The 12,328-nt window shown below is 53.5% G+C and carries 7 protein-coding genes, 2 tRNA genes and 3 rRNA genes; 3 read left to right on the top strand and 9 right to left on the bottom strand.

The features are described from left to right. Positions 1 to 9 precede the first annotated feature (9 nt). The gene (locus tag CPY64_RS00150) at positions 10 to 759 is read left to right on the top strand and encodes an anaerobic ribonucleoside-triphosphate reductase activating protein (RefSeq protein WP_042488684.1); all 750 of its coding nucleotides are present in this window, start codon (positions 10 to 12) and stop codon (positions 757 to 759) included. Positions 760 to 764: 5 nt separating this feature from the next. Here the strand turns inward: CPY64_RS00150 and ubiT are convergent, their stop codons facing one another. From ubiT to ubiU, 3 genes are read right to left on the bottom strand one after another with little or no spacing between them, the layout of a single operon-like run. Further along, complete coding sequence (gene ubiT / locus CPY64_RS00145; protein ID WP_223254103.1) at positions 765 to 1,262, bottom strand: ubiquinone anaerobic biosynthesis accessory factor UbiT; 498 nt, start codon at positions 1,260 to 1,262, stop codon at positions 765 to 767. Positions 1,263 to 1,277: 15 nt separating this feature from the next. After that, complete coding sequence (gene ubiV / locus CPY64_RS00140; protein WP_042488687.1) at positions 1,278 to 2,180, bottom strand: ubiquinone anaerobic biosynthesis protein UbiV; 903 nt, start codon at positions 2,178 to 2,180, stop codon at positions 1,278 to 1,280. 18 nt (positions 2,181 to 2,198) lie between these two features. Next, entirely contained in the window at positions 2,199 to 3,194 is a 996-nt protein-coding gene (gene ubiU / locus CPY64_RS00135; RefSeq protein ID WP_042488709.1) for a ubiquinone anaerobic biosynthesis protein UbiU, read from the bottom strand. Between the two features lie 248 nt (positions 3,195 to 3,442). Here ubiU and CPY64_RS00130 point away from each other — a divergent pair, with 248 nt between their 5' ends. After that, positions 3,443 to 3,664: a DUF2249 domain-containing protein gene (locus CPY64_RS00130; protein ID WP_042488711.1), complete on the top strand. Its 222-nt coding sequence runs from the start codon at positions 3,443 to 3,445 to the stop codon at positions 3,662 to 3,664. Positions 3,665 to 3,668: 4 nt separating this feature from the next. Further along, positions 3,669 to 5,036 (top strand): hypothetical protein, encoded by a 1,368-nt coding sequence (locus tag CPY64_RS00125; protein ID WP_042488691.1) that lies wholly within the window; start codon positions 3,669 to 3,671, stop codon positions 5,034 to 5,036. On the opposite strand, the gene CPY64_RS00120 is transcribed toward CPY64_RS00125, so the two are convergent. From CPY64_RS00120 to CPY64_RS00095, 6 genes are all read right to left on the bottom strand, one after another. Continuing rightward, entirely contained in the window at positions 4,975 to 5,745 is a 771-nt protein-coding gene (locus CPY64_RS00120; protein WP_052363033.1) for a Crp/Fnr family transcriptional regulator, read from the bottom strand. The genes CPY64_RS00125 and CPY64_RS00120 overlap by 62 nt on opposite strands. A gap of 360 nt (positions 5,746 to 6,105) precedes the next feature. Further along, a 5S ribosomal RNA gene (gene rrf / locus CPY64_RS00115) occupies positions 6,106 to 6,218 on the bottom strand. Between the two features lie 181 nt (positions 6,219 to 6,399). Beyond that, positions 6,400 to 9,282, bottom strand: a 23S ribosomal RNA gene (locus CPY64_RS00110). Between the two features lie 378 nt (positions 9,283 to 9,660). Further along, a tRNA-Ala gene (locus tag CPY64_RS00105) sits at positions 9,661 to 9,736 on the bottom strand. Positions 9,737 to 9,747: 11 nt separating this feature from the next. Next, positions 9,748 to 9,824, bottom strand: a tRNA-Ile gene (locus tag CPY64_RS00100). Positions 9,825 to 9,917: 93 nt separating this feature from the next. After that, positions 9,918 to 11,454, bottom strand: a 16S ribosomal RNA gene (locus CPY64_RS00095). Together the 16S, 23S and 5S rRNA genes with 2 tRNA genes alongside form the textbook arrangement of a ribosomal RNA operon. Positions 11,455 to 12,328: the final 874 nt, after the last annotated feature.

Here is a 12,328-nt window from a genome sequence, read left to right as displayed (position 1 = left end):
TTAAGTGTCATGACTTACGCCACGCGCCGTCTATATCCAGCCATGCCTCCACGCAAAGTGGCCTTGAAAGTGGGCGGCTGTGCCCCTTTCTCAGCCACGGATTACCCCGGCCAATTAGCCGCTGTCATCTTTGTGCAGGGCTGCCCCTGGCGCTGTGGCTACTGTCATAATCCTCACCTGCAAGAACGCACGCCAGACAGTGCTATTGATTGGAACGCCTTGCTGGACTTTCTGAATCGTCGAGTCGGCCTGTTGGACGCCGTCGTCTTTAGCGGCGGCGAGCCCACACTGGACCCAGCCCTGGGTTCCGCCATACGCGCGGTGCGCAGGCTGGGCTTCAAAATTGGTTTACACACGGCAGGCACACATCCGGCCAGACTGTTGGAGATTCTGCCGTGGGTGGACTGGATAGGCCTGGATATCAAGGCAGAGTTCAGCCATTACGACGCCATTACTCAACGCAGCAATAGTGCGGCCGCGCCTTTACGCAGCTTGCAACTATTGCTGAACGAGGACGTTCTGTTTGAATGTCGCAGCACCATTCATCCCCAACTGCATAGTCCCGCCTCGGTACAGGCTTTGGGGCAACACTTGCATGAGCTGGGCGTCCAGCGCTATGCCGTGCAGATTTTCCGCACACAAGGCTGTGATGATGATTTCCTGAATGAAACTGGGCAGGCTTTGCAGGCCTACCCAGGAACGGAAGTTTTGGAAAACCTCCAGAAGCTGTTTCCACACTTTGAAGTGCGGCGCTCTTAACTGTCTCAGGAAGAGGCTGGCGTACGTATCGGGCGACGCAGCACATCCTGCAAAGCCGCTTTCCCCTGTTTGAGCACGGCACGCGGATGCAGAATGTCGGGGTCCAAGGCGTCCAGGGTGTTTTTCACCATCAAGCCCAATTCGGTATCGCCCTCAATCGACAAACGTCGATTAAAGAACAAGGTATCCGGGTCTTCCTGCCGCTGCAAAAGCTGATAAAAAGCCCAAAGATCTGCTTTCAGAATCAGATCCGGACTCTGCGCGCGCGCAGACAAAGGGTAAAAAGCGCCCTGACGCCAGGTATAGTCAAACGCCAAACCAGCATCCGCCACCTGTATGCGTAAAGCCCGGCCCTCCAGCCGTTCGGCAATATCAGCCGGCAAGTGTGGGCGCATCAGCACGTTCAAGCCCGTACAAAACAGACGGGAGCCCGGCCAAGGGGGTAGACGGCTTAGAACACCCGCCACAACAGCGGGTAAACGGGGAGTCGTTATTTCATTCACTTTTGTATCCCTCCCTTAAAAACGCTCTGACACCGGCGACACCCATTCCAAACCGGGCCGACCATGCCAGAAACCGTTGCAGGCTTTAGCGGGCAGTAAAGGCAGCATATCCTCGTGGGCATCTATTGCCTGAATACGCCCCTCAATCACGTCGTTAAACAAATGCACGACCGCGTCCATATGTTGAGATTGCGGGCTCAGGCGCAGCATATTCACGCCCAAGTCGCGCAAATCCTGCACCTGCTCCAACAAGGTATATACCCAGGCAGATTGAGTCTGAATACCGTTGATCGTCAGAAAACCCTGCCCTTCACGGGTTTCCAGTAACAGCCCGTCGGGATAGTCCATGCATACATATTGGCAGTTATCCTTGGGCAAGTTGCGGTTACGCGCCGCAAAGCAACGGGCCGAGAAGGCCAGGGGCAAGCGCCCGAAGGCGAAGACCTCGGTTTCCAAACCGGCAGGTCTGTCCTGCTGCAACTGCGCCAATCCCGCACGGCCCATTTCCAAAGGCATCACCCAGCGCACAGCGCCTTGAGAGGCGATCAAATCCAGCACTGGCCCGTTATAAACATTCAAAAAAGGACCGGCAACAAAGTCTCGGCCCTGCATCAAACGTACTGCCCCCATATCGTTGGCTTCGACCAGATAATCAGCCTGCTCGGTGACCTTGCGTAGTGTATTCACGTCCCGCCCGGACTCCAGCAAGACTTGGCTGGACAGAACCGGCACTTTGCCGGCCTGGGCCAGCATCTGAGCGATATCCAGCCAATCATCCAGTCGTAGTTCGTGACGGCGTGAACATACGGTCTCGCCCAGATACACCACATCTACCGGCCAATCGCAGGCCGACTCATAAAACTGCATGGTGGCGACGCGGGACCAGTAGTACTGCAAGGGGCCTAAGGATAATTTCATGTTTGAGCCTCCCATGCTCTACTTCCAGGGCCGAGAATAGGCACCCAGCGTATGTTGCTGCCCTTCGGCCAACTTGTTCAAAGCCCCCATCCAGGCCGGATGGACTGAATAACGGGCTGGCGTGGATTTGGCCGAATCAATGGCTTGCCGCCAAACCTGGGTAACTTGAGCCACATAAGCCGGGCTGCGCTGTCGGCCTTCAATCTTGATTGCGCTGACACCCGCAGCCAACAGTTGTGGCAACAAGGACAAGGTGTTCAGGCTGGTAGGCTCTTCCAGGGCGTAATAGTTCTCGCCCGCCACATCAAAACGCCCTTTGCATAAAGTGGGGTAAGCCGCGTTTTCGCCATCCTGATAGCGGTCGATCAACACACCATTCAGACGCGACTCCAGGCCCTGATCAGTCTGCTCCCAACGCACATGCCCGGCGGGAGAACAGACACCATGTGTATTGGGCGACTCGCCTGTGGCATAGGATGACAAGGCACAGCGGCCCTCCACCATTACGCACAAACTGCCAAAACCAAACACTTCTACTTGAACAGGGACCTGCTCACAGACCTGCTCCACTTGGGCCATGGACAAGACGCGCGGCAAGACCACACGCTGAATGCCAAAGTTCTGGTGGTAATACTTGATGGCTTCCGGATTGGTGGCTGAACCTTGCACCGACAAGTGCAAGCGCAGATTGGGATGTGCCTGGCTGGCATACGCCATCAAGCCAGGATCTGCCATGATGACCGCATCGACTTGGGCCTCTGCGGCTCGGTCCACCGCGTCGCGCCACTGCTGCCAGGCATTGGGTTGCGGGTAGGTATTGAGAGCCAGCAAAACCTTGCGGCCGCGCTGATGCGCGTAATCAATCCCTTGTGCAATCGCCTGCGCATCAAAATTAAGCCCGGCGAAGTTCCGGGCGTTGGTGGCATCCCGGAACCCCAGGTAAACACTATCGGCGCCGTTATCAATCGCCGCTTTCAAGGCAGGCAAGCTGCCCGCGGGGCAAACCAGTTCCATCTGCGGGTTATCGGACGCGGCTAAAGCCGTGGACGCTGTATTCATGACACTCCCCGATCAGCAATCTGGCCAGGGCGGATCCTGGCTCGACAAGACCACCACTATGCCTGCTCTGAAATTAAGGGGCCTTAACGCATATCAAATTCTTTCCACCTCCTGACCCGTGGCAAACAAGTCCCACTTTGCCTGCGCCATAGGCGGGCAGAATGGTACACAATGCCTTCCAAGCCTTTCGTGCTGGAGTCTTGATGACACAAACTGAGATCATGCTGGATACTCGCGGCCTGCCCGCACCGGAACCTTTGGAGCATTGCCTGGAAGCACTGGCCGAACTGGCTCCCACCCAAGCCTTGCTCATGTGGCTGGATCGAGAGCCCTTCCCTTTGTATGAAATCCTGCGACGCAGTGGTTTCAAATATCACGGCACACACCAGGAAAACGGCTTTCAGCTCATCATCCGCAGGAACTAAGTCTATGCAACGCGCTTTATCGCTGGATCAGTCGCCCTCTTTGTCACTGACCCTGCCCCTGTTTGCGAACGTCCCATTTTTTGGACTGCTGGCCGCCATATTGGCGCTCTATAGCGGACCGGAATTATTCAACTCCCGCTGGCACCCGACTACCTTGGCCTTGACTCATGCCTGGACCTTGGGAATTGTGGGTAGCGCCATGTTTGCCTCTTTGGCGCATATTCTGGCGGTGGCCTGTAATGTGCCTATTCAGGTATCACGCGGTCGGGCCCTCGTTTTTTGGTGCTTGCTCAGCGCCGGCACACTGTTGCTGATGACAGGCTTTCTTAGCTGGCAAAGCTGGGTATACACGCTGGCCGGCGCTTGTCTGGCCATGGCTCTAGGGGGCTATCTGCTGACTGTCATGCTGGCCTTGTGGCGCTCTCGGCGCGACGTCTTTCGCGGCGCCAAAGAGATTGTTGCTCCTATTCGCCTGGCCTTGCTGGGTCTGCTGCTGACCGTCTCAACGGGGCTTGCCATGCTGGTTGCTCTGGCAAGCGAACAAGCTGTCGCCAATCTGCTGAACCTGCACGTGATGATGGGTTTGGCCGCTTGGGCAGGCTTGCTGCTGATTGCCATGTCGTTCCAGCTGCTGCCTATTTTTCAGATCACCGAACTCTATCCGGCGCCCCTGGTACGTTGGCTACCTTGGGTTGTAGGGGCATTGTTGATCGCACAATGGGGCCTGGCCTCTTTGCCCGGCTCCTGGCTACCTGTGCGCGATCTGGTCATCTACCTGATATTTTTAAGCTACGGCTTATGGGCAGTGATTACCTGGGCGCGACTCTGGAAACGCAAACGTCCAACAGCAGGAGCCAGCACCCTGTTCTGGTATAGCTCTTTAAGCAGCCTGTTGATTGCGGTCCTTTTAAACTTCTGGACCCATAATCCCGCCGCCTCCAACGCAGAGCTGGCCATAGGAGTCTTGCTGATTATGGGAGCCTTGGGCTCCGTCGTCTGTGGAATGCTCTATACCATCGTGCCTTTTCTGCTTTGGCGCGAGGCCCAGGAGCAGGTCAGCATGGATACGGACAATACCGAGCACACGCGTGCCCTCTTGCGCCTTATCCCCAAGACTGCCAACTACATCCCCGCATCCACCGCCCGCGCGCATTGGGCTTTGCATAGCCTGAGCCTGATACTTTGGACAGGCGCAAGCTTGGGTATCGAATCTTTCGCGTGGTTGGCAGCCCCTGCCTTGCTGCTGTCCTTTGCGACCCTGTCGTGGAATCTATGGACAGCCTGGCAGCGTTATCGCCATAGCCTGCGCGCTATCCACGCATATCAGGCAGAGCACCATATTGCCGCAAAGCCGCACTGTCCAGAATCGTAAAATTACGCCGCTGAACCCGAATCAGATCCCGGTCCATCAAATCACGCAAGGTACGTGACAAGTGCTCCGGGGTCAGATTCAGGCGGGAGGCAATGACGGACTTGCCAACATCAATCCTGAAGGGGACACCCTCTTCGCCCGGCCACTCCTGCAAAAGGTAATTCACCAGACGTTGCACCCCATTTTGCAGCGTATAGGCCTCCAACTCGCCCATCAAGCGATACAGCCGCTCGCTTAAACCAGCCAGCATCAGGCGGGCAACATCACTGCCCTTCTCCAGCTGTTCCATCAAAGTGTCTCTGTTGATATGCAAAAGCAGAGAATCCACCAAAGTCTGGGCCGTCACGATGTAATTACGGCCCATGAACATCAATGCCTCACCAAAGCCTTCCCCTGGCCCGACCAAACGCACAACGCGCTCGGAACCCGTGGACGAGACAAAGACCAGTTTCACGCGGCCATAAACCAGCATGTGAAAGCCCAAACAAGGGTCACCGCTGTGGAATAAAGTCGTCCCGCGCAAGGCGTGCACTTCCTGAGTACCTTTGGCGATAGGCTCCAACTGGTCTGGAGGCAGCTCCTTGAATATAGGTAGATGAGCCAACTGAGCCTGTATGCGTTTCCAGCGTCCAGGTCCTTCCCCCTGCACGAGCCTGGTGTCCGACAAATCATCATTGCTTGCCTGCGAGGCCGTGTCTTGAGCCGCCATATCTTTTCCATAAGCCAAATAGAACCATAGCTAGACTGACACACTCCCTTCCCTCTTGTTCAGATTAGCTCGGCGCCTGATTGACGCACGTCAAACAGATAAATAGAGGAGGTGAAGAGGAGGTAGAAAGTCAGTCAGAACTGCTAGTTCAGCATGACTTAAGGACAGATCCAAGCAAGAAGCGGTCAAAATTGACCATGTTGCAGGTAGGGAATATGAAGGGGTGAATGTTCACCTGAAGCGATGTTCCAGGAGATCAGGCCTGCATGCCATCAGGGCGTGCCGCTGGCCTGTGCGTTGGCGACGCATAAAACAAAACCCCCGCAAGCGGTGCGCTTGCGGGGGTTTTGAGGAATAAGAGCTTGACGATGACCTACTTTCACAGACGTCCGTCCACTATCATCGGCGCAAAGGCGTTTCACAATCCTGTTCGGGATGGGAAGGTGTGGGACCACCTCGCTATGGTCGTCAAGCGTAACTGGTTGCCGAGTCGTCTTTTTAAGGGACGCCCCAGCCAATTGGAAGAAGCACACCACTAGCGATCAGTACGGATCAGCTAGCAGCGGTTACGAAGGTGTCGAGCGCGGGTTGCGCTGCACTTCAATATTACGTTCTGTGGTCAACAACTTAACTCACTACAACCTCAAGGGTTATAGGATCAAGCCACACGGGCAATTAGTACTGGTTAGCTACATGCATTACTGCACTTCCACACCCAGCCTATCAACGTCCTGGTCTCGGACGACCCTACAGGGAGGTCAAGCCTCCGGGATATCTAATCTTCAGACGAGTTTCCCGCTTAGATGCCTTCAGCGGTTATCTCTTCCGTACGTAGCTACTCGGCAATGCCATTGGCATGACAACCGATACACCAGTGGTACGTCCACTCCGGTCCTCTCGTACTAGGAGCAGGCTCCGTCAAATATCCAACGCCCACGGCAGATAGGGACCAAACTGTCTCACGACGTTTTAAACCCAGCTCACGTACCTCTTTAAATGGCGAACAGCCATACCCTTGGGACCGGCTACAGCCCCAGGATGAGATGAGCCGACATCGAGGTGCCAAACACCGCCGTCGATATGAACTCTTGGGCGGTATCAGCCTGTTATCCCCAGAGTACCTTTTATCCGTTGAGCGATGGCCCTTCCATACAGAACCACCGGATCACTATGTCCTACTTTCGTACCTGTTCGACTTGTCAGTCTCACAGTCAAGCACGCTTATGCCATTGCACTATCAAGACGATTTCCGACCGTCTCTAGCGTACCTTCGAACTCCTCCGTTACACTTTAGGAGGAGACCGCCCCAGTCAAACTGCCCACCATGCACGGTCCCCGATCCCGATAAGGGACCTAGGTTAGAACCGCAAACAGACCAGGGTGGTATTTCAAGGATGACTCCACGCGATCTGGCGACCACGCTTCAACGTCTCCCACCTATCCTACACAGGCCGGTTCACAATCCAATGCAAAGCTACAGTAAAGGTTCATGGGGTCTTTCCGTCTAGCCGCGGGGAGATTGCATCATCACAACCATGTCAACTTCGCTGAGTCTCAGGAGGAGACAGTGTGGCCATCGTTACGCCATTCGTGCAGGTCGGAACTTACCCGACAAGGAATTTCGCTACCTTAGGACCGTTATAGTTACGGCCGCCGTTTACCGGGGCTTCGATCAAGAGCTTGCACCCCATCACTTAACCTTCCGGCACCGGGCAGGCGTCACACCCTATACGTCCACTTTCGTGTTTGCAGAGTGCTGTGTTTTTAGTAAACAGTCGCAGCCACCGATTCACTGCGGCCTCTTCATGCTTTGTGCGCAGGCACATCACACTAATGAGGCATACCTTCTCCCGAAGTTACGGTATTAATTTGCCGAGTTCCTTCTCCTGAGTTCTCTCAAGCGCCTTGGAATATTCATCCCGTCCACCTGTGTCGGTTTGCGGTACGGTCTCGTAGAGCTGAAGCTTAGAGGCTTTTCTTGGAACTGCTTCCAGTTAGTTTAGAGCCGAAGCTCTATCCAGTCACACCCTTGAATTACGCACCCGGATTTGCCTAAGTGCCTTCTATGATGCGCCAACGGGGACATCCAACACCCCGATAACATTCTGCAATCCGTCCCCCCATCGCACTCTACGACGGTGCGGGAATATTAACCCGCTTCCCATCAGCTACGCATCTCTGCCTCGCCTTAGGGGCCGACTCACCCTGCGCCGATGAACGTTGCGCAGGAAACCTTGGACTTACGGCGAGGGGGCTTTTCACCCCCTTTATCGCTACTCATGTCAGCATTCTCACTTCCGATACCTCCAGCATTCCTCACGGAACACCTTCACAGGCTTACGGAACGCTCTCCTACCATGTGTACATAGTACACATCCGCAGCTTCGGTCTATGGCTTAGCCCCGTTACATCTTCCGCGCAGGACGACTCGATCAGTGAGCTATTACGCTTTCTTTAAAGGATGGCTGCTTCTAAGCCAACCTCCTGACTGTCTATGCCTTCCCACTTCGTTTCCCACTTAGCCATAGTTAGGGACCTTAGCTGGCGGTCTGGGTTGTTTCCCTCTTGAGTCCGGACGTTAGCACCCGGTGCTCTGTCTCCCGTACTGTACTTGCCGGTATTCGGAGTTTGCCATGGGTTGGTAAGTCGCTGTGACCCCCTAGCCATAACAGTGCTCTACCCCCGGCAGTAATATACGAGGCACTACCTAAATAGTTTTCGGAGAGAACCAGCTATCTCCAGGCTTGTTTAGCCTTTCACTCCGATCCACAGCTCATCCCCTAATTTTTCAACATTAGTGGGTTCGGTCCTCCAGCACGTGTTACCGTGCCTTCAACCTGGCCATGGATAGATCGCCTGGTTTCGGGTCTACACCCAGCGACTGAATCGCCCTATTCGGACTCGCTTTCGCTACGCCTCCCCTATTCGGTTAAGCTTGCCACTGAATGTAAGTCGCTGACCCATTATACAAAAGGTACGCAGTCACACCACGAAGGTGCTCCTACTGTTTGTATGCATACGATTTCAGGATCTATTTCACTCCCCTTCCGGGGTTCTTTTCGCCTTTCCCTCACGGTACTGGTTCACTATCGGTCGATCACGAGTATTTAGCCTTGGAGGATGGTCCCCCCATATTCAGACAGGATTTCACGTGTCCCGCCCTACTTGTTCGATGCTTAGTTCCACGTACTGAATTTCGCCTACAGGGCTATCACCTGCTACGGCTGGACTTTCCATTCCATTCGACTATTCACTACGCTAAAACATCCAGGCTGGTCCGGTTTCGCTCGCCACTACTTCCGGAATCTCGGTTGATTTCTTTTCCTCGAGTTACTGAGATGGTTCAGTTCACTCGGTTCGCCTCCACATGCCTATGTATTGAGCATGGGATACCGTATTACTACGGTGGGTTTCCCCATTCGGACATCTACGGATCAAAGCTTGTTTGCCAGCTCCCCGTAGCTTTTCGCAGGCTACCGCGTCCTTCATCGCCTGTGATCGCCAAGGCATCCATCATATGCACTTATTCGCTTGATCCTATAACGCTTGATGCTGTTATAGGAATATGAGTATACGTTGTTGCCGTTCATCAATCCTTAGCTGTTATCCAATCCGAAGATCGAACAACGTCTATATTTTTGAGAACTTTCGTTGAACATAATTTGTTCTGTTGCAATCACAACCCGTGTATTGTCATCACAAGGCGACTAATCGCTTTGCGTTTATTAGACAACACACCTTCGTTGTGCTTCTTCCTAATTGTTAAAGAGCAATTCGTGGGTTGCATAACCCAACGAGCAGTATTCTTTAAAAAGAACACTCTTCGTTGAATCTAGCGCCAGGTCAACCGTTGTTGCCCTGTGCCCTATACTCTGTCATGAACCTTGCTGTATCGACAACCAACCACAAAAGCGGTGGTGGAGGATGACGGGATCGAACCGACGACCCCCTGCTTGCAAAGCAGGTGCTCTCCCAGCTGAGCTAATCCCCCGAGGTAATCGTTGGTGGGTCAAGTTGGAATCGAACCAACGACCCCCGCCTTATCAAGACGGTGCTCTAACCGACTGAGCTACTGACCCATCTATCACCAGTGGGCGATACCTTCAATGGTCATGACATTAACTAACAGCCAATAAGTGTGGACGCTTTCGCTTTGCGAGCCATTCGCTCTAAAAGGAGGTGATCCAGCCGCACCTTCCGATACGGCTACCTTGTTACGACTTCACCCCAGTCATGAATCCCACCGTGGTAAGCGCCCTCCTTACGGTTAGGCTACCTACTTCTGGTGAAACCCACTCCCATGGTGTGACGGGCGGTGTGTACAAGACCCGGGAACGTATTCACCGCGACATTCTGATCCGCGATTACTAGCGATTCCGACTTCACGCAGTCGAGTTGCAGACTGCGATCCGGACTACGATCGGGTTTCTGAGATTGGCTCCCCCTCGCGGGTTGGCGACCCTCTGTCCCGACCATTGTATGACGTGTGAAGCCCTACCCATAAGGGCCATGAGGACTTGACGTCATCCCCACCTTCCTCCGGTTTGTCACCGGCAGTCTCATTAGAGTGCTCTTGCGTAGCAACTAATGACAAGGGTTGCGCTCGTTGCGGGACTTAACCCAACATCTCACGACACGAGCTGACGACAGCCATGCAGCACCTGTGTTCCGGTTCTCTTGCGAGCACGGCCAAATCTCTTCGGCTTTCCAGACATGTCAAGGGTAGGTAAGGTTTTTCGCGTTGCATCGAATTAATCCACATCATCCACCGCTTGTGCGGGTCCCCGTCAATTCCTTTGAGTTTTAATCTTGCGACCGTACTCCCCAGGCGGTCAACTTCACGCGTTAGCTGCGCTACTAAGGCCTAACGGCCCCAACAGCTAGTTGACATCGTTTAGGGCGTGGACTACCAGGGTATCTAATCCTGTTTGCTCCCCACGCTTTCGTGTCTGAGCGTCAGTATTATCCCAGGGGGCTGCCTTCGCCATCGGTATTCCTCCACATATCTACGCATTTCACTGCTACACGTGGAATTCTACCCCCCTCTGACATACTCTAGCTCGGCAGTTAAAAATGCAGTTCCAAGGTTGAGCCCTGGGATTTCACATCTTTCTTTCCGAACCGCCTACACACGCTTTACGCCCAGTAATTCCGATTAACGCTTGCACCCTACGTATTACCGCGGCTGCTGGCACGTAGTTAGCCGGTGCTTATTCTGCAGATACCGTCAGCAGTATCTCGTATTAGGAGATACCTTTTCTTCTCTGCCAAAAGTACTTTACAACCCGAAGGCCTTCATCATACACGCGGGATGGCTGGATCAGGGTTTCCCCCATTGTCCAAAATTCCCCACTGCTGCCTCCCGTAGGAGTCTGGGCCGTGTCTCAGTCCCAGTGTGGCTGGTCGTCCTCTCAAACCAGCTACGGATCGTTGCCTTGGTGAGCCTTTACCCCACCAACTAGCTAATCCGATATCGGCCGCTCCAATAGTGAGAGGTCTTGCGATCCCCCCCTTTCCCCCGTAGGGCGTATGCGGTATTAGCCACTCTTTCGAGTAGTTATCCCCCGCTACTGGGCACGTTCCGATATATTACTCACCCGTCCGCCACTCGCCGCCAAGAGAGCAAGCTCTCTCGCGCTGCCGTTCGACTTGCATGTGTAAAGCATCCCGCTAGCGTTCAATCTGAGCCAGGATCAAACTCTTCAGTTTAATCTCTGTGGTTGTCCCGTCTTGCGACGAGACCGATTGTGTCTCAAAGAAAAATTCAGAGTTACACAAGGTAATTCTTCATCTTTCGTTTGTGAGCACTTGATACAAACTTGTGGCGATCCCCGAAGGGTTCGACTCGCTCATTCCAAGCGCCCACACTTATCGGCTGTTAATTGTTAAAGAGCAGTGACAGTTGCCTGTCATTCCACTGACCAACCCGGCTGGCTCGTCGCGTTTAGCGCTTCGTGCCTTGCTGTGTTAGCAGCAGAGAAACGAGATTATGAAGCAGATCAGGCAGTGTGTCAAGCGTTTTTTTTGAAGAAGCTAGAAAGTTTTAAAACCGTCCAACTCATCCCGCTTAAACCAGAACTTTCGTTCCGTCCCACCTGGCGAACAATCAACCCAAAAGGCCAACCATCCCACTTCACAAACAAGGGTAAATCTTCAAATCCGTTTCAACCTTCGAAACCGCTTAAAAACTTAACGTTGCGTTCTCTGGAGCAGAACCTAGAACTTTAACACAGAATTTTCTGATTTGTCAAGCTCTGGGTTTTACACCGTGTCAGTTACCTGACTCAGTCATTCAAGCTTCGGTGCGGGCCTCTTGGCCAAGGCGGTGAATCTTGTCTAACTGCTCTCTGTAGCGCTTTGAGGGAAAACCCTGTGTGTGCTGCAGCGAGAAAAGAACTATAGCACGATGATTTTCGACTTGGCAAGTTTTTTACCTGAACATTTCATGTAAAAGAGGTAGCTTACAGTGATTTTTTGCTTAGACCATTGTTATATATAAACAATTTAAAATGAAACTAAATGATACTTACTTGCCTGCCATTCATGTATAGCTGGATCGGCACCAGAACTGACAGGCGAAACA

The sequence above is a fragment of the Alcaligenes faecalis genome (assembly GCF_002443155.1).
GTDB lineage: Bacteria > Pseudomonadota > Gammaproteobacteria > Burkholderiales > Burkholderiaceae_B > Alcaligenes > Alcaligenes faecalis.
The sequence above is the reverse complement of the archived record's forward strand: the minus strand, read 5'-3'. Positions and strand labels throughout refer to the sequence as shown.

What these genes read in the sequence shown, in the direction of transcription:
- CPY64_RS00125 (WP_042488691.1), top strand. Translation starts at nt 3,669, where the DNA reads ATGCAACGCGCTTTATCGCTGGATCAGTCGCCCTCTTTGTCACTGACC.
- ubiU (WP_042488709.1), bottom strand. Translation starts at nt 3,194, where the DNA reads ATGGAACTGGTTTGCCCCGCGGGCAGCTTGCCTGCCTTGAAAGCGGCG.
- CPY64_RS00150 (WP_042488684.1), top strand. Translation starts at nt 10, where the DNA reads ATGACTTACGCCACGCGCCGTCTATATCCAGCCATGCCTCCACGCAAA.
- ubiV (WP_042488687.1), bottom strand. Translation starts at nt 2,180, where the DNA reads ATGAAATTATCCTTAGGCCCCTTGCAGTACTACTGGTCCCGCGTCGCC.
- CPY64_RS00120 (WP_052363033.1), bottom strand. Translation starts at nt 5,745, where the DNA reads ATGGCGGCTCAAGACACGGCCTCGCAGGCAAGCAATGATGATTTGTCG.
- CPY64_RS00130 (WP_042488711.1), top strand. Translation starts at nt 3,443, where the DNA reads ATGACACAAACTGAGATCATGCTGGATACTCGCGGCCTGCCCGCACCG.